This window comes from Desulfocastanea catecholica (assembly GCF_054657295.1).
In genome coordinates this window covers 77,420-96,334 of the sequence record NZ_BAAHYZ010000018.1, presented here as the reverse complement: position 1 = coordinate 96,334, position 18,915 = coordinate 77,420, and the positions used below count along the sequence as shown (strand labels likewise).

Annotated in this window: 11 protein-coding genes; 5 read left to right on the top strand and 6 right to left on the bottom strand. The window is 51.0% G+C overall.

Going from position 1 to position 18,915, the window contains the following annotated elements:
* The first annotated feature begins 156 nt into the window (after positions 1–156).
* The 4 genes from selA (at position 157) to ACYQ8U_RS16110 (ending at position 5,609) form a co-directional block, all read left to right on the top strand.
* A complete protein-coding gene (gene selA / locus ACYQ8U_RS16125; protein WP_459946582.1) occupies positions 157–1,587 on the top strand; it encodes an L-seryl-tRNA(Sec) selenium transferase in 1,431 nt (476 codons plus the stop codon).
* Positions 1,580–3,751 (top strand): tetratricopeptide repeat protein, encoded by a 2,172-nt coding sequence (locus ACYQ8U_RS16120; RefSeq protein ID WP_459946581.1) that lies wholly within the window; start codon positions 1,580–1,582, stop codon positions 3,749–3,751. The genes selA and ACYQ8U_RS16120 overlap by 8 nt, the downstream gene beginning before the upstream one ends.
* A gap of 10 nt (positions 3,752–3,761) precedes the next feature.
* On the top strand, positions 3,762–4,445 hold the full coding sequence (locus tag ACYQ8U_RS16115) for an LOG family protein (protein ID WP_459946580.1): 684 nt from the start codon (positions 3,762–3,764) through the stop codon (positions 4,443–4,445).
* Positions 4,446–4,526: 81 nt separating this feature from the next.
* Positions 4,527–5,609, top strand: coding sequence for a type IV pilus twitching motility protein PilT (locus ACYQ8U_RS16110; protein WP_459946579.1), 1,083 nt, complete (start codon positions 4,527–4,529; stop codon positions 5,607–5,609).
* Here ACYQ8U_RS16110 and ACYQ8U_RS16105 read toward each other — a convergent pair.
* Positions 5,596–8,157: a DNA internalization-related competence protein ComEC/Rec2 gene (locus ACYQ8U_RS16105; protein ID WP_459946578.1), complete on the bottom strand. Its 2,562-nt coding sequence runs from the start codon at positions 8,155–8,157 to the stop codon at positions 5,596–5,598. The genes ACYQ8U_RS16110 and ACYQ8U_RS16105 overlap by 14 nt on opposite strands.
* Positions 8,154–9,440 (bottom strand): 3-deoxy-D-manno-octulosonic acid transferase, encoded by a 1,287-nt coding sequence (locus ACYQ8U_RS16100; RefSeq protein WP_459946577.1) that lies wholly within the window; start codon positions 9,438–9,440, stop codon positions 8,154–8,156. Before ACYQ8U_RS16100 ends, ACYQ8U_RS16105 begins: the two co-directional genes overlap by 4 nt.
* A 131-nt stretch (positions 9,441–9,571) precedes the next feature.
* On the opposite strand from ACYQ8U_RS16100, the gene ACYQ8U_RS16095 reads away from it, so the two are divergent.
* Positions 9,572–10,327 carry a 16S rRNA (uracil(1498)-N(3))-methyltransferase gene (locus ACYQ8U_RS16095; protein WP_459946576.1) on the top strand — a complete coding sequence of 252 codons (756 nt, stop codon included), beginning with the start codon at positions 9,572–9,574 and terminating at the stop codon, positions 10,325–10,327.
* Between the two features lie 4 nt (positions 10,328–10,331).
* On the opposite strand, the gene amaB is transcribed toward ACYQ8U_RS16095, so the two are convergent.
* From amaB to uvrC, 4 genes are all read right to left on the bottom strand, one after another.
* Complete coding sequence (gene amaB / locus ACYQ8U_RS16090) at positions 10,332–11,867, bottom strand: L-piperidine-6-carboxylate dehydrogenase (RefSeq protein ID WP_459946575.1); 1,536 nt, start codon at positions 11,865–11,867, stop codon at positions 10,332–10,334.
* A 164-nt stretch (positions 11,868–12,031) separates the two neighbouring features.
* Positions 12,032–16,315, bottom strand: a complete 4,284-nt coding sequence (locus tag ACYQ8U_RS16085; protein WP_459946574.1) for an acyl-CoA dehydratase activase — start codon at positions 16,313–16,315, stop codon at positions 12,032–12,034.
* 52 nt (positions 16,316–16,367) lie between these two features.
* Complete coding sequence (locus tag ACYQ8U_RS16080) at positions 16,368–16,841, bottom strand: hypothetical protein (protein WP_459946573.1); 474 nt, start codon at positions 16,839–16,841, stop codon at positions 16,368–16,370.
* A gap of 175 nt (positions 16,842–17,016) precedes the next feature.
* Positions 17,017–18,822 (bottom strand): excinuclease ABC subunit UvrC, encoded by a 1,806-nt coding sequence (gene uvrC / locus ACYQ8U_RS16075; RefSeq protein ID WP_459946572.1) that lies wholly within the window; start codon positions 18,820–18,822, stop codon positions 17,017–17,019.
* Between the last annotated feature and the right edge of the window lie 93 nt (positions 18,823–18,915).

Below are 18,915 nucleotides of genomic sequence, written 5' to 3'. Positions count from 1 at the left end.
AAAAATAGTATTGTGTTCGTGTATTATACGCTATTATGTTCGATTGTCTGTTGTATATCTACTTAAAATGCAATTATAAATTGGTATCTCTCTGCAAGGGATCTTTCTCCGGCTGCTTCTATATCTCTCTTACTCCGATGTTTTTACATAATGAAAATGGATAAAAAAACGAAGTTACTCCAGGCGCTCCCTAAAGTGGATGAATGTATCGGCATGCTTTTAAAAGATGCTGTCTCCGATGCACCGTCCAGGGTAATCAAGAGTGTTGTACAAAATTCCATTGCGCTGGAACGGGAAAAGATACTTCGTGACGATCCGCAATGCAATGAACGTACCCCTGAGGAATGGGCAGGGATATTCAAAAAAAATATTGCTCGTAAGCTTACCCCTCATTTCAAGAGGGTTTTCAACGGGACCGGTGTGGTCATCCACACCAATCTCGGTCGCTCAATACTGTCCCAAAAAACAACCGACAGTCTGGTGCAGGCGGGTGGGTACTATTCAAATCTGGAATTTAATCTGGAATCCGGCAAGCGGGGCAGCCGATATAGTCTGGTTGAAGACATTATCTGTGAATTAACCGGTGCTGAAGCAGCCCTGGTGGTCAACAATAATGCTGCTGCGGTTTTTATTGCGCTGGATACCCTGGCCAAGAACCGGGAGGTTATCGTTTCCCGCGGACAGCTGGTGGAAATCGGCGGGTCATTTCGTATACCCGATGTCATGGCAAAAAGTGGTGCCACTCTTGTAGAAGTTGGGGCGACTAACAGAACACATCTCTATGACTATGAAAGGGCCATAACTGAAAACACCGCGCTGCTGCTGCGGGTGCATACCTCCAATTATCGTATTATCGGTTTTACCGCGGAGGTGTCGGCAGAAGAGATGGTTGTCCTGGCCCGGAAAACCAATCTGGCAACCATGGAAGACCTTGGCAGCGGCAGCTTGATTGATTTATCCCAGTTTGGCTTTCCTAAGGAACCAACGGTCCAGCAAATCGTCGAAGCCGGTGTTGATGTGGTCACTTTTAGTGGCGATAAGTTGCTTGGTGGACCGCAGGCAGGAATAATTGTCGGAAAAAAAGACGCCATAGCCGCAATCAAGAAAAATCCTTTAAACAGAGCCCTGCGTATTGATAAATTTACCCTGTCCTCGCTGGAAAGTGTTTTGCGTGAATATTTTGACACAACCAGGGCATTGAAAAACGTTCCCACTCTGGCGATGTTGACCATTACCTCGGAAGAGCTTAAAAAACGAGCCCAGAGGATGCAACGCCAGCTGAAAGCGAGGATTGACAGGCAATGCAGGATGACAATTGTTCCAACAATCTCCAGGGTCGGCGGCGGGGCGCTGCCCGAGTTCGGCCTCGATAGCTGGGCCATTGATATGCAGCCTCATGGTATGAAGCTCAGTGTTTTTGAAAAGAGATTGAGGAGTCTCCCCATACCGCTGATCGGCAGGATTGAAAATCATCAATTTCTCCTGGATGTTCGAACTATTCAGGATCGGGAGATAAAAGAGCTGGTGTCGACGGTAGCCGAATTTTTTAGTTCTTTTGCTCAAAGAGAAGGTGAAGACATTGCTTGAATCCTTTCCGACCTTATCTGAAAACAACATCCTGACCATTGAGGATTTTTCAAGGTTCTCCATGAGTTATGCTGAGATGCTGCAGAAAATTCTCCCGGTGACGAATTGCGTTGCTTTTGCTTTTTCCGCCGAACAGGCAGAGGTCCATTTTAGCGAAAACAGTGCTGCTGCAGAGCTGTTGCGTCTTTTTAAGCAACTGAGGGAAGACAGCGCTCGTTATGTCATTCATGCGGATTACCTGATGCTTGCTTTTACCGTAAAGGGTGGGGCGAAATGTGTTGCGCTTATCTCCGGAGCTGATCCTCTTTTTCTGCACAAGGTGAGTGAAGATTATTTGCTTGGGATACAGGAAAAAGTGGCGCGGGAGTTCCTCCTGTTGAAGCAGGCGCGTGTGGACAGTCAGACGGGGTTACTCAATGTGTCCAATTTGTATTCCCTGCTTGATATGTACGGCGCGACGGAAGGGTTGCATCTGATACTTCTGGAACTGCCTCCGAAAAGAACGTCTTTTCAGTATCTTGTGCGTTACTCGCAAAAATGTGCCACGCTTCTGCTTAATTTTGTGCAGGCGGATTCCGGGTTGCACTGTCTCGGGCAATCGGTTTTTGCCCTTGTACTCCAAGAGGATCACGAAGGAGGAGGGCTTGAAATTGAGAGCGCCCTTGTCACGTATCTTAAAAGAGAAGGCTGCCACAGAGTTCATGTCGGATCGAGTTTTTTTAAAAAAATGGGTTCAGGAGAACAGCAGACCGCCCATCATGGCCGGCGACTACTCGATGAGGCCTGGACTGCCCTTCGTCATGCGGCAAAACGTGGTCCGTTCAGTTTTTGTGACTTTGCCCTGCTTGCTCATCCGGAAAACCATCCACTCGCACCACCCGATCGCAACCTTGTGCGCAGGTTGGACAGGTTATGGGTACAATCGGATATGTTCTGCCTGGTTCGATTTGCCGGTGACAACGCTGACTGTCCGGCAAGTCGCGTGGTCCTCCCTTATATCAATAGGGGTGAGTCTCTGGCAGGAGGCGATGATATCTTTGTTTATCTGGACGGAGTAACCCCGGGTGAAGCCCTTGACTGGGCGAAGAACGTCATTCGTCAGACAGATAATCCCGAGAAGAATATCCATATATCGGCCGGGGTGAGCAGTTATCCGTATGGTGATTTTAAAAAATCGGAGATGGTTAGTAACTGTCAAAAGGCTCTGCTGCATGCCGCATTTTTTGGCAAATCAAGTGCAGTCGTCTTTGATGCGGTGAGTTTGAATATCAGCGGTGATATCTACTTTGGAGATGGTGATCTGGCAAAGGCGGTCAAGGAATACAAAAGAGGCTTGCTGTGTGATAACCTCGATGTCAATCTGCACAACAGTCTCGGTGTTGCCTTGGCGATGATGAATAAGCTTACCTCGGCTCTGCAGAGTTTTCAGCGTGGATTGGCCATTGACGGACACAGCTTCATGGCCTTATACAATCTTGGCCTGGGGGAACAGGCCCGTAACAGAAAAGCCGAAGCCCTGCAGTATCTCGAGAAAGCATTGCAGTACTATAGTCCTGAAGATGACGGAAAGGAACTGGTTGGCGATCTTATCCTGCAGCTTGGCATAATTTCCTGTGAACTTGGTAAGTATGCGGCTGCGCTGGCCTATCTTATCCCATGGCAGAAGGAAAACGACACCACGCAAAATGCCGGTCGGGTGCATTATTATCTCGGCGAAGCGTATTATGGCATGAAAAACAATGGCAAAGCCATGGAAGCGTTGCAGCGGGCCTTGAGATTTGACGAATTCGACGACAGAGCCATGAATTTGCTCGGGCGTATCTACCTTGAAGAGGGAGAGGGAGACCAGATTGCTCTGTCGCTGTGCCGAAAAAGTGTCGAGCTGGAGCCCGGCAACTTCCGCTATATGTTATATCTTGCCGAGGTGTTGTTACGTTGTGGATCACCCCAGGAAGCGAAGGAGAATCTCTACCGCTGTCTGAGGAACCAGGATTGCAAAATGAAAGCCCAGCTACTTCTCGGTCGGACCTATACACTGGAAAAGCAGTATCGCCGGGCCGAAAGCTGGTTCCTGAAAGTAATGCAGCAGGAAGATCATCGCCCGGATTTATATGAAAAAGCGGTAAAGGGCTTGCAGAAAATTCGCAGCAAAATAATGCGATAACAGGAAACATATGAGCAAGATGAATAACGGCAGAATAATAAGAGAACCAAAATATGTACTCGATAACACCGTCGTCGGTGACTCATGGCGCATGTTCCGGATAATGTCCGAGTTCGTCGAAGGGTTTGATGCCATGTCGGCAATTGATGTCCCGGCAGTGACTATCTACGGCTCGGCGAGAATTCCGGTGCATCACAGACATTATCTCCTTGCGGAAAAAATAGCAGCTGGTCTGGCGCAGGCAGGGTATTGCGTCGTGACCGGCGGGGGACCCGGTATCATGGAGGCTGCCAATAAAGGGGCTTCCGAGGCGGGCGGGGTCTCGGTTGGCTTAAATATTGATCTGCCGCATGAACAAGAGCCTAACCCTTATACAAATTTTCCACTGAATTTTAAATATTTCTTTGTAAGAAAGGTACTGTTTATGAAGTATTCCACCGGCTTTGTCTGCATGCCTGGGGGTTTTGGTTCCCTTGACGAGCTTTTTGAAGCGCTGACCCTCATTCAGACGCAAAGGATCAAACCATTTCCCATAGTTCTTGTCGGCAGTGATTTTTGGGCTGGACTTGTTGACTGGATAAAAGATAAACTTGTGGGGAGTGGGAACATCAGTCCGGAAGACATGTTGTTGTTCAAGGTCCTCGATGATGCCGATGAGGTAGTAAACTACTTAAAAGAGACGATCCAGGCTTAACCGTATGCAATACGTCTTTGATAAAAATAAAAAACAAGATTTCAACATGGCTAAGTAAATCAAAAGGAATCGGGGTGTTATATGGCTCAAATAGATGGCTTTTTCAAATTAATGAATGATGAGGGGGCATCCGATCTGCACATGGTGTCGGGTCAGCAGCCATTGCTTCGCATTCGCGGGGATATGGAGCGGGTGAAATTCAAGAAGATGGGCAATGATGAACTCCGAGCCATGCTCTATGAGATATGCCCCGAAGAGAAAATTAAGGTCTTTGAAGAGACCGGAGATATCGATTTTGGCTATGAGATTCCCGGCCTGGCGCGATATCGGTGCAATTTTTTTCAACAGAAATATGGTATTGGGTCTGTTTTTCGTGAAATTCCCAGTGAGATAATGACCGTCGAGCAGCTTGGGTTGCCGCCGGTAATTGCCCGCCTGGCGCACCTGCCGAAAGGGCTGGTGCTGGTAACCGGACCAACCGGTTCGGGAAAATCCACCACCCTTGCCGCTATTGTCGATGAGTGTAACAAGACCCGAAAAGATCACATACTTACTATTGAAGATCCTATCGAATTTGTCCATAAGAGTCAGAAATGCATCATCAACCACCGGGAAGTGGGAACCCATACCAACAGCTTTGCCGCCGCCCTTCGCGGAGCTCTGCGTGAAGATCCGGATATAATCATGGTTGGTGAGATGCGTGATCTCGAAACCATTGCCCTGGCCATGGAAGCGGCCATGACCGGCCATTTGGTATTCGGCACCCTGCATACCATAAATGCCATGAAAACGGTCGATCGTATTATTGAAATTTTCCCGGCCAATCAACAGGGACAGGTGCGGTCGACCCTTGCCGACGCACTGAAGGCAGTTGTCTCGCAGACGCTGTTTAAAAGGGTAGACATTAAAGGTCGGTGCGCCGCTCTGGAGATACTTATAGCCACCCCGGCGGTGAGAAATCTTATTCGGGACGCCAAGACCTTTCAGATCCTCTCGTCGATGCAGACCGGCAAAAAATATGGCATGCAGACCCTTGATGATGCAATTATGATTTTGCTGGACAAGAAGATGATCAGCCCGGATGATGCGTATTCCAATTCGGTGGAAAAGGCCAGATTTCTTAAATACCTCAAGAAAGCCCCCTCGGATTTTACCGAGGTGTGATCTCTTCCTCGTCGAGCAGCACGGAACGGAAAGAAGAGAGAGGACTGCTGTCTTCTCTCTCGTAGCCGTATATTTTCGAGCTCTCCTGCCCGACAATGACCTGCAAGGTACCCTGGTCGGAAGTAGTAAAAAGTTTGATTGATTGATTTTCACACTCTCTTGCCAGACCCTGGTGGGGAAAATATCCTTTTGTCGATCGACCTGCGGACACGAGGAGGTGTTTTGGGGCAACAGCCTGCAGAAAATGGCGGGAATTTGAGGTAATCGACCCATGATGCGGAGAAAGCAGGATATCTGCATTGAGATGAAAACCTTGATCTATCAGAGCCTGTTCAGTGCTTCTACCGATATCTCCAGGAAAAAGAGCACAAAACTGCCGGGCACAGGCTTTGACGACAAGGCCGTTGTTGCCACTGTTGGCGGACGCATAGCCAAGGGCGCTATTCGCCCCGGCTGAAATATTTGCCACGCATTGAAGAGACGTCGACTCCTCCTGCAAAAAATCACCATTTTCAGGGATAGAAACCGCTGCCCCCTGATTTTCCGCAAGGTGTACCAGACGCTTGAAGGTATTGTCATGACCATCTTTATCTCTTACCCATACTCTTCTTGGCAAAAAATGTTTGATAATAAAGCCAAGACCATTGTAGTGATCTGCGTCCGGATGGGTGATAATGACCGCGTCAATTTTGCCTATTCCCTTGGTCCATAAGAAGGGGGCAATGACCCTCTCTCCGACACTGGTGGTTGCAAATGAAGATCCGCCACCGTCGATAAGTACTCGAAGACCTGATGGATATTCCAAAAAAGTGGCGGTGCCCTGGCCGACATCGAGATAAGAGATGCGAAAAAAACCTTCCCTTTGGGCCTGATAGTCTTTTGGCGGGTGGATAAACAGCCAGATGCAGACAGAGAGCGAGCAGAGTGCCGGCAAGGTCCACCATTTTTTTTTCGAACAGGAATAAGCGAAACCCGTAAGGCTGTAGAAATAGATGACGAGGAGCCATGTTGGCGGTGTCGGCAGCCAGATAGTGGAAAACGAAAAAGAAGAGAAGAAGGCTGCGGCGTGCATTGCTGCGTCCAGCCCCATTGCGCCGAACTGCAGCAGGCAGGTGGCTGTTTCCGGTTGCAGGAAAATAAAGGGGATGGCGAGAAAACCCGCAGCCAGGCTCCACAGACAGATCAGTGGTTCTATAACCAGGTTGGCCAACGGACCGACAGTGGAAAACCGGTTAAAGGAGGTCAGGGCGATCGGGGCTGTGGCCAGGTTGGCGACCAGTGAGACTAAAAGACCGGCTGCCAGCCAATTGACGATCTTTTCTCTTCTTGGCGGCTGGGCTGATGACTCGGTTGAAGTAAAAAGCAGTCTTTTCAGGATGGGCAAAAGAAAAAGAATGCCGATAATTGCCGAAAAAGACAGTTGAAAGGAGACGGTAAATAACTGCACAGGATCGATAGCCAGAATGAGCAGTGCGGCAAAGGCGACAAGCGCTCCGGGCGACTTTTGCCGATTGGTGCAGAGCGCCACGATGACCACCGAACTCATGATCACCGCACGCACAACCGGTGTGTTCATCCCGGCGAGCAGACCATAGCCGAGAAGCACCGGCAGACTGAAAAAAGCCGCCCATTTTTTTATGGTGAAGCGCAGAAGAAGTGTTTCCGATCGACTTAACAGCCAAAAAATAGTCGTGTACAGCAGGGTGCCGATAACGGCCATATGCAGCCCGGAAATTGCCAGAATATGCATCGTCCCGCTGCCTTTGAAAATTTCCAGGGTGTCCTCATCGATATTGCTGCGATCGCCTAGCAAAAGAGCCCGGTACACGCCGCTTATCCTGGCGGGTACAGCTCGATCAATGTGTTTGCCGATCCTTGTTCTGAGTCTTTCCGATACATAGCGCAGGGAGTGGAAAAAGGAGTGTTTTTCCTCTATCTTATGTAAAAAAAGTGGCGAATGGACAAAGCCCGTCAACCAGATGTCTTTTCTTGCCAGGTATTGCGCATAATCAAAAACTCCAGGGGTTCGGAAGCTGTCCGGTCGTTTAAGTTCTGTGCGAATGGCCAGGGTGTCGCCCGGTGAAAGTTGTTCCGGCCAGGGACCTGGTAACCGGAGCAGGATTTTGCCTTTCGTCGGCAGCAGGGCAGCATCGTCCTTATGGCGAATGCTTCTGGTCTCAATGGTTACCTGACTGGTTTCGCCGTCAAAGCCGGCCATTGTTGCCATGGTTCCTATCAGGACAACATTGGTCTTTTCATTGAGCCTGTTATATATATGATTTTCCTCGAAGGGTGCCTGGAGGTGAACCTTGCCATGGTAACAGCCAATGGCCAGCACTGTCGGAATAAACCAGCAAAAAACCATTGTTGATCTTCTTGAAAGATGCAGGACTGCAAGAAGGGCCAGTGAAAGAAAGAGTGTGGCACAAAAAACAAGGAGATTTCCTTCCGCCAGCCTGAGATAAGGGGAGAGGGCAATACCGCCAGCAAAGGCGAAAGCGATGGTCAACAGGAGATGTTCTGAAAGTGCCGATGCCGGATTTTTCACAAAAGTTGACGAATAAGGTCGATATGCTTGTCGATAACGCCACGCTGACCTTCGACGCACTTTTGTGCAGCCTGGCCCTGCCTGGTTCGCAATTCCTTTGAAACAATGAGCTTGGCGAGATGGGCCGTTAACTCGAGGTGACCGGAGACCCTTGTTCCCCCGCCGCAGGCGATAAGGGCATTGGCAATTTCACTGAAATCCTGCATGTTCGGGCCAAAAATGACCGGAAGCCCCATGGTTGCCGGTTCTATCGGGTTATGCCCGCCTCGCTGCACCAGGCTGCCGCCGACAAAGCCGATATCACCAAGACCATAAAAATGAATCAGTTCGCCGATGGTATCGAGGATGAGCATATCCGCGGGAGATGAACTGTTGTCCGAGCGTAATGCGGCGCTCAGGTGATGGTGTTCGGCCAGCGCCCTGATCTCCGCTGATCGATTGGTGTGCCTCGGCGCGATAATGAGAAAAAGCTCAGGATGGTTTTTTTTTAGGTGACAGTAGCAATCAAGGAGAATTTTCTCCTCTCCGGGATGGGTCGATCCGCAGATAAAGAGAATACGGTCTTGCGGGAGCAAGGCGGCAGCCGCGGTTATTGCAGGAGATGCTTTTCCTGCTGCGGTGTCGAACTTGAGATTGCCGAGGGTGCGAAGTTTTTTGGGCGAAAGTCCCATGCCGACCATGTTGTCCCGGTCATGCTGCGTCTGCATGCAGAGGAAAGAAAAACTTTGAAACATCGGATCGAAAAAAAAACGCAGCCGCTGGTAGCCCTCCATGGACTTTTGCGACACCCGCCCGTTGACCAGAATTGTCGGGATGTTTTGCTTTCTCAGTAACAAAAGAGTATTGGGCCAGAGGTCGGTTTCAACCAGGATGAACAGGTCGGGTTTGATATATTTGACAAAATGGGCGACCACCGGCAGGAGATCGAGCGGACTGTCGATGACCTGATCCGCTATTGGGCCAAGGAGGCTGTCCGCTACTTTTTTTCCGGTCCGCGTCGTTACCGAGACGATCAGCCGGCAATCGGGATAGGTCTTGCGTAAACCAGTGAGCAAGGGAACGGCTGAGGTAACTTCCCCCACGGAAAGGGCGTGCAGCCATATGGTTTTCCCTGCGACCAGGTTTTTTTCCGGCTCCTCCATGGAAAATTTCCGACCCAGGCCAATACCCAGGCGGGACGGGGTACGGTCGCGATATTTAGGGCTGAAAAGGACAAAGAGGGTGATGAATGGTGAAAAAACAGGTAGAAGAACCAGCTGCAAAATATTATAGAGTGCGAACATATTGGGTTATCCTTATGGTTATTTAACTGTCTGTTGTAAAGGCTACCTTAAAGACTTCCCGAAGTAAATCGAAGAAATGCACGTGGTAATCGCCAGAAGTACACTTTTATATACCGAGATCGAATTGTAAAATGAATATTATCCTGGCCGAAGCCGGAGAAATTGACGCCGATCGGCTCAGATTGACTGATCATCGCGCCAGACATATCGTCAAAGTCCTGCAGGCCGAGGTTGGCGATCGTCTCCGGGTCGGCCTGATCAACGGGCCAATGGGATCCGGGACAATTGCCGCGATCAAGAAAAAATATCCTTTCCTCGTTGAAATGGAGCTTGACCTCTGTGATCCGCCGAGGCCGCAGCCCCCTCTTGATCTCATTCTTGCCCTGCCGCGGCCAATTATGCTCAGGCGTATTCTCAGTCAGGTGACCGCGCTGGGGGTGGGGGCGATACATCTTGTCAATGCCAATCGTGTTGAAAAAAGTTTCTGGGAGGCGGGCATCCTCCAGCCCGAGGAGTATCACAGCCACCTTCTTCAGGGCCTGGAACAGGCGATAGATACCCGTGTGCCGGACCTGCAGCTGCACCGGCAGTTCAAGCCCTTTATCGAAGATTTTTTTCCAACCGTTGCCGGGAAATACCACTGCCTGCTTGTTGCCCACCCGGCGGGTGCCAGGCGGTTGGGCGAGGTCATCGACAGCGGCAGCCCTGATGGCCGGATTGCTCTGGCTGTCGGACCGGAAGGGGGGTGGGTGGAGTACGAGGTGGAAAAATTTCAGGAACAGGGTTTTAGCTGCTGCACCATCGGTGAGAGAATTCTCAAAGTCGATACCGCAGTGGTCGCCCTGCATGCACGGATTTCTGTCTTGCGGGAAAGAGGGGAGACTTGAGGCGTTAGTCGATGTCAAACCGGATGCCTTGGGCAAGCGGCATCGCCGTTCCGTAATTGATCGTTACGGTCTGTCGACGCATGTAATTTTTCCAGGCATCAGAACCGCATTCCCGGCCGCCGCCGGTGTCTTTCTCGCCGCCAAAGGCCCCGCCTATTTCTGCTCCGGAGGTGCCGATGTTCACATTGGCAATGCCGCAATCAGAACCAGTTGCCGAAAGGAATGTTTCAATCTGGTTGTGGTTGGTACTGAAAATAGCCGAGGACAGTCCCTGATCGACCTCGTTGTTCAGGGCAATAGCCTGTTCAACCCCGCCCTTATATTTGATGAGATAGAGTATCGGGGCAAAGGTTTCTTCCCGGACAATCGGCAAATGATCGGCAACTTCGGCCAGGGTCGGTTCAACGTAACATTGCGAGGCATATGCATCACCCTTTAGGACATTGCCGCCAAAGATGATTGTTCCTCCCTGTTTGCTGATATTCTTCACCGCTTTCTGGTAGGCCTTGACGGCGTTTTTGTCGATAAGCGGCCCCATATGGTTTGCTTCAAGCAGCGGATTGCCGATCTTCAGGCCGGCATAGGCCCGGCAGAGATGCGCTTTCACCTCCTCATAACGCGATTCATGGATGAACAGTCTACGGGTCGTGGTACAGCGTTGTCCGCTCGTGCCGACTGCGCCGAAGACAACCGCCGGCACCGCCAGTTTCAGATCGGCGTGTTCGGTAATTATGATGCCGTTGTTGCCACCCAGTTCAAGAATCGTTTTGCCGAGTCGCCGGCCGACTTTGCTTGCGGTTACCCGCCCGGCAACGACCGAGCCGGTGAAGGAGACGAGACGGATTCTGCCGTCTTCCAGGATCCTTTCGCCGATGGTGTCCCGATCGCCGATGATCAAGGAAAAAATACCTTCCGGGAGATCATTCTGCTCAAGAACCCTGGCGACAATTTTTTGCAGGGCAATGGCGGAAACGGGGGCCTTGGAAGAGGGTTTCCAGATGGTGACATTACCACAGATGGCGGCGATCATCGCGTTCCATCCCCAGACCGCCATCGGAAAATTAAAGGCGGTGATTACTGCGACGATGCCTAAAGGATGATACTGTTCAAACAGTCGATGGTCCGGGCGCTCCGATACCGTCGTCATGCCGTAGAGCATCCTCGACTGGCCGACGCAGTAGTCACAGATGTCAATGACCTCCTGTACTTCACCGAGCCCTTCCTGCAGCGGTTTGCCGGTTTCGTAGGCAATGAGGGTGCCGAGAGGGAGCTTGAAATCGCGCAATCGCATGCCGATCTGCCGGACTATCTCTCCGCGCCGGGGCGCAGGAAGTGAACGCCAGAGAGGAAATGCCTTGTGTGCCAGGTCGAGAACCTCCTCATAGTTTTCAACAGTGGCCTTCCTGATATGCGCAAAAGTTTCACCATCCACCGGCGAAGAAACGGCCAGCTGCTTTTTGCTCTTGCTGCTGAGCCATGTCGTCCCGGTTGAAGTGCCGGACATCTTGTTTTCCAGATAGAGTTCGTCGAGAAAGTTCATGTTGTTCCCATAGGGTTGGTATTGACAAAGAGAAAGACAGCAGAATCGGCCAGGTCTATTTTGCCTTGGCCTCAGGCTTCTTCTCTCAACGTATCACATTTTTTGATTGCTCAGTCAAGGCAACCATTTAAAAGTCGGGTGACCAGCCCACGGCGCATCGAAGTTCAGTGAACTTTCAGCGTCTGAACACGTACCTCCTGCGCAACACTGTCCCGGCTTGTCGAGGTGCGGGAAAATTTCAGATAGGGAACGATGATATCGTTTTTGAAGCCTCCGGTGCCGTCGTAGGTGATCGAGACGACAGGGATGCCTGTCTGTTTTTCAATTTTAATCTTCATGGCCTCGGTAATGAGGGAAGCGCAACACAGCGCCGGGCTTGCCTGGACCAGCAGCGACACCTCCGGATGATGTTTTTTAAGGTAATGGATTTTGAGAATATTATCCATTGATTCTCCGGTATTTTCCGGGGCAATGTCATAGCGGGCAAGGATTTCTGCCGGATCGTCGTCGTATGCATACTCTGGTTCAGGAAGAATCCTCTGCACTATCTTCATATAGTCTTTTTCCATGGCACTCATGGCTGCCAGCAGGGCACGGTAGGTGAAAAGATTGATATACTTCCCTTCGTTGAACCATTTGCGAAAATAGCTCCCGGCGATCATCTTGGCGTATTCACTATATGACGTGGTGAGGACTTCGCCGCCGTTTTCTTCGATAAAACGGATGAGGTTCTGGTTCATGACGCTGTTATCACGGCAATAGAGATCACCAAAAATGGCCACTTTCGGCCTGGCGTGTTCATTGGTTTCGATCCATTGGAAATGCGAGATTATTTCATCCAGGCTTTTTACTATGGACCGTTTGCCTAAAAAGGCGTCGGACAGCACCGTGATACTCTTTTGCAGGATTTTGTCGGTTTCCCCTTTGTCGACTTCGTAGGGACGGATTTTGCAGGCGACCTTGCGCAGCATCCCCCCCAGCAGGTAGGCGAAATAGCCGTTTTTCGCCGCGCGTAAAGAAATATCAGATAAGGACAGTTCGCCCTGGAAGACAGCGGCATGTTCCAGGCCGCCGCCCTTTTCCCGGAGAATCTGCTTGATATGGTGCGGATAGAGCCTGATATTACAGGCTAGGGTCGACTTATTGAGCCAGAGGACACAATCGGCCGGGTTCAGTTCTTTTTTCCTGATAGAATCGATAAAGCCCTGGGCAATAGCATTGAGGGGAATACACTGGCCGGAATTATGTTTCAGGCTTTCACGGATGGTCTCATCCGTCTCTTCGAGCAGATGGGCGTCATAGCCCTCGCGCTGCAAGGTGGCGGTGAGCAGGCTGCAGGTAATACGATCCCAGTTGGGGAAGAAGACATGTTTATTGTCAAGACTGTCGGCACCGCTTGGGTTCAAAGTATGATAAGTAACCGGCAGGAACTGCTGCTGTCGCTGTTGCCCCTGCTGCTCTCTGTGGTTGCGAAAGGCCCGGACTGCCGCTTCTATCCTTGTCTCATAGCCGACGCTTGAACCATGGCCATCGAGCTGGAGGATGAGATAGGGCTTGGCGTGGCGGTCCATAATCGATTTGAAATACTCCAGGGCAAAAGAATCGGGCGAGCATTTAAAAGAGGTGATGAAGACCGGATAGACATCCTTGCTGGTGGCAATGACCTCGGCCGCCTCAAGGATCTTGGCGGCGTATTGCCAGTGGATTTCCTGTAGCAGCGGGGCGATGGCGGCGACATCCTTAGCATCGTAGGGCAGCATATCCTGGTAGGAGCAGTCGATACCAAGATTGTTAAAGAGCTTTGGAATGTTGCCGTTCAAGGATGGCGAGAGCACGGTATACGGGCGGCCCAAAAAGATCACCCTGATATCCTGGCCATGTTTTTCTTCTCTTTGCTTGGTGTACAGCCTTTTCAGGCTGGCGCGGTATTCCTGGTCAAACTGGATGGCCTGGTCATAGGCCGAGGCGACCTTGAAAAAATTCCATTTATCGGGAGCGATGCGCTGCAGCATCCGGTAAAGCTGCATTTTCGTATGAAAAGAGGTGTAGAGGTACTTTATCACCGGTCGCAAAAACCGTTGCTTTTTCTCCACCGTGATCCCGCTGACGAGTGCCGGCAGAAACTGGGTGTAATAACAGTATTGCCGTCGTGTGTCTTTGGCCTTGTTCTCCAGGTAAAGCGGCATAAAAACGTAGTCGGCACGCTTGAGTAACCACTGAGCATGACCGTGCATGGCATTGATGGGGGCACAAAATTCCGCCTGGCTGAGCTTCTTCCCGGCCTCTAGTGCCTGAGGGTATTTTTCACTCGAAACCGTCGCAATGTCGAGGAGGTCGAAGAACTTTTCCCAGAGGTGCAGGTCATCGACCAGATGGACGGCGGCCGGCAGACCGATGACAAGGTTGCTTTTTTTTGTCTCTTTTGTGAATCGACTCAACAGTTTTCGTTCGCGCAGCAGGTCTCTTGCCCCGGACTCATGAGCAATATACGTGGTGTCGTCATAATCGCGTCCGCAAAGAAAGCCGTAGGCGACCCGCCGGCCATCGATTTCCGCGACACTGATCTTGCAGTGGTTGGTGCAGAACTGACAAATCTCGCGGGTGATCGGAATCGACTTTTTATAGAGGTCTATGCCGATAAATGATGTCCCGGTCTGTTTTTCATCACGAAGGAGCAACGCGGTACCCAGGGCGCCGGTGAGATGACAGAACTTGGACACGAGGATCGGCCGTTGCAGACGTTGCTCAAAGGCTGCCACCAGTGCTTTATTTTTGGCAGTGGCTCCCTGGAAAAAAATTGTTTTGCCGATGTTTTTTTCTGTAGCCACTTTCAGGAGGTAATTTTCTCTGACTGAATGGAGGGCCGAGGCGAGCACTTCATTAATGGCGTATCCCTCACTGAGGAAGTGGTTCATGTCCCGTTCCATAAAAACAGTACACCGGTCACTGGTCATCGGCGCGCGAAGATTTTCCGCCCTTGCCGAATACTCTTCAACCGGACAGCCGAGCTTTGCCGCCTGTTCCTCGATAAAGGACCCGGTACCCGCCGCACAGACATTGTTCATCGTCGAGAAGGTGACGCGACCATCTTTCAGGGTGGTGAATTTTGCATCCTGGCCGCCTATTTCAATGATGGTGTCCACGGCTGGATTCAACTGGTAGGCGGCGCGGGCATGGGCGGTGATTTCATCGATGATATTGTCGGCCCCGATCAGTTTGCCGATAAATTTTCTGCCGGACCCTGTGGTGCCGGCCTGGATGATAGAAAAGGTGATATTTTTCTTTTGCGCTATTTCATCAATGGCAAAGAAAATATTCTGCACGGCCCTGAGCGGGTTGCCGGCTGTTCGGGTATAAAAACCGCCGAGAACCCGGCACATGTCATCCATGAGCACGGCTTTGGTACTGGTTGAGCCGATGTCGATGCCTAAGAAGACTTCCAGCCGCTGCCCGGCGACAAGGTCCTCATACAGGTCGACCTCAACCTCGGGCTCGTCGGCGGCTCGTCTGGTTGTATATTTTTCCACACTGGTGAAAGCCGGGTAGTCTGAAAGGGTGAGCTGCAGAGGCGGGTGATAATATTTTTTTACCTTTTCGGTACCGCTGTCAAAAAGATCAGCAATACTCTGAAGAGTAGTGTTTATCTTACTGTTTGTGCGATGATTTATGTCGATTTGTTCCTGGAGAAAACAGAGGCAGGCACCCAGGGCGCCGTACAGATGGCTGTTGCCGGGAATGGTCAGGCGGTAGCCGGTCAGTTCCTCGATGTGTCTGGCGACGGCCGTGTTTTTGGCCACGCCGCCGCAAAAAATAATTTCTCCCTCGGGCTGTCTGCCGGAGGTGAAAAGGGTGTCGACAATATTGTGCGCCAGGCCCCGGCACAGACCATTGCTGATCTGGTCAAGCTGGTAACCTTCCTGTTGGGCATGGATGAGGTCGGTTTTGGCAAAGACCGCGCATCTCGAGGCTATCTGCGGGCAGGCGCCCTTGCTGCTGCAGGCGATTTTCGCCAGGTTTTCGATGCCATGCAGATGCAATCTGCCGGCCTGTTGATCGAGAAAGCTGCCGGTTCCTGCCGCGCAGGACGTGTTGGTGGTACTGCCAAGATACTGACCGTGCGCATTGAAGGTGGTCAGGCTGAATTTTTCTCCTCCGACAAGGAGCAGGGCGCCCATCCGAGGATACGTGTGTTTTGCGGCGGTGGTGAAGCAGATTTCATTATTGTATCTCTGCTCTGCCTTGATGGACGGTGGCGTCGAGGCAGTAGCGACGCTCTGTTCTATTCGACTCAGATCCACATCCTGCAGCAGTGTTTCGAGGGTTTGACGAATATCACCATGGTGAAAACCATACCCCTCGTGTACAATTTGCCGGTCTTGGTTGATAACAACAATTCCTGCAGCGACCGAGCCGACATCAATTCCCAGGATAGAATTTTTTATGGTCATGTGCAGCACCTCATTTATCGTTGGCCGGCAGAAAGATTATCCGTGACATGCATTAAAGTTTTTCCCTGACCTCTTCCCATAATTGTTCAATGCCCTGTTTCCACCCCTGCAGGTAGTTGAGGAAATATTCGGATGTACAGCAGGTATTCGGGTCTAAAAGACGGTTGGACAGATGAACATGGCTAAAATAGTCTCCGAGGATCTGATCCTTGGTGGCATTTTCCAGGTTGGTCCATTGCAGGGCGTATTGCAGGTGGTCGTAGTGGGCGGTTTTCGCCCATTGAATGCCATCGTTTTTGCCGGATTCAAAATAATTGCCTTCGGATTGCATCTTTTCCCGACGCAAACGTTCGACCACCTGGCCAAGGTCTAAATCTTCGCGAATACGCTTCTGGAATTCTTCTTTTTTTTGAATGGCGTCCGATACCGCATCCTGGAACATTTTTGACAGATTGAATGATTCCCGCCACTGTTCCAGTTTTTCATGCAGCATGTCCGGGATACTGATGGTCACCTTTTTTGCCATTTCGTTTTCCTTGTTGCCGGTAGTAATGTTATACGCATATAATAGCTATATACGTATAACATTGCCAGGTACGTGTCAAGGGAATTGGCCGGCCAGGCAGGAGGAGAAAAAGAGAACTTTTGTGTATGGCTTGACGTTGCGGAGCAGCAGGGAAAATGCTCGAATACTCAATGGATTACGCTGGATGAAAAAAACGGATGATTTCTCCGGCCAGTTCTTTGCCAATACCTTTTACCGCCATAAGCTCGGGCAGCGTCGCTGTTTTGATGCGTTTCAGGCTGCCCATATGGCGCAGGAGCTGTTGCTTTTTTTCGCTGCCGATGCCGGGTATCTGATCCAGATCGGAGGCGAGGGTGGCCTTGTTTCTCAGTTTGCGATGAAAGGTGACTCCATACCGATGCGATTCATCGCGTATGCGCATGAGGTAGAGCAGAATGGGATTGTGGGCGGGCAGCAGGACCGGATTTTTTCTTTCCGGCTTATAGAGTTTTTCTCCCTCGTCCTGCTTCTCTTTGGCTATGCCGATCCAGTCAATTTGATCGGTGATGCCTAATTCTTTAGCAACGGCCAGGGCCATGCCCAGCTGTCCCTTGCCGCCGTCGACGACAAACAGGTCGGGCAGGGTGTCTTCTTCCATGCCGCGCCGCAGGCGGCGTTCGAGAACTTCTTTCATCATGGCATAGTCGTTCGGCCCGTCGACTGTCTTGATCTTGTAGTGACGAAAATTGGCCTTATCCGGTTCGCCCTCGGTGAAACAGACTAAGGCCCCGACCGCCTGCCGGTCGCTGATATTCGAGATATCGAGGCATTCAATGCGCTTTGGCGGTCGGTTCAGGCGGAGGGTTTTCTCCATTGCCCGGCAAAGGTTTTGCCATGATCGATTTTTCTGCTCTTTTTCTTCAAAGAGCTGCAGGGCATTGGTGTTGGCCATGGCGACGAGCTGTTGATTATCTCCTCGCTGGGGAATTTTCAGGTGTAATTTTACGCCCGCGCTATCGCTGAGGTACTCCTCGTGCAAGGACAGATCAGCTGGTGCAAAGGGCAGCAGGATTTCCTTTGGCAGCAGGCTGTGCGCATCGTAAAACTGGCTCAGTGCCTGGGAAAGAATCGTTGCATCGTCGCCGTAGGGATCACCTAGAAAAAAGGTCCGACTGCCGTTGATCAGGCCGTTTCTGATAAAGAGAATGGCAATGGTCACCGCGGCATCCTTTCTGGCAAAACCGAACACATCCTGATCCTTATTGTGGTCGGCGGAAATGACCTGTTTCTCCAGAGTTCGGGACAAGGCCGAAATCTGGTCCCGTATGGTGGCCGCCTTCTCAAAATCAAGTATTCCGGAAGCCGTCAGCATCTGTTCCTTGAGGCTGCCGACCAGGTCCTGACTGCGTCCTTCGAGCAGCATGATGATCTTGGCGACATGGTCGAGATACAATTGTCGATCGGCGTTGCCGGCGCAGGGGGCGAGGCATTTACCGATCTGTCGGTTCAGGCAGGGCCGGTCTCTTTTTTTCAGCCTGCTGCCCTTGCATTTACGCAATGGAAACAGGGAGGCTAGAAGCCGCAGGGTCGACCACATGGCCCCGGCAGAGGCGTAGGGGCCAAAATAGCGGGCCTGGTCACGACTTTTCCTCCTGGTCATAAAAACCCGTGGCCATTCTTCCTGCACGGTTACCTTAATGTAGGGGTAATTTTTATCATCGCGGAGGATGATGTTGTATTTCGGCTTATGTTTTTTTATCAGTGAGGCTTCCAGGATGAGCGCCTCTTTCTCGGTGTTGGTGATAATGGTGTCGACCTTGCGCACCTTGTCGAGCATGACGGCGGTTTTATTATACTCCGCTCCGGAGAAATGGGCATAGGAGGAAAGCCGCTTGAACAGATCCTTCGCCTTGCCGACATAGACCACGGCCGATCTGCCGTCGAGCATCATGTACACGCCGGGGGCATGGGGGGCGGAGGAGAGTGTTGATTCTGGAAACATAGGAAATGTGCTGTGAACTTTTTGAGGGAAAATGTCTACGGTCAAGAACATATACCATAGTGCCTCTGTCGTCATCAGTCGATTGAACAAAAA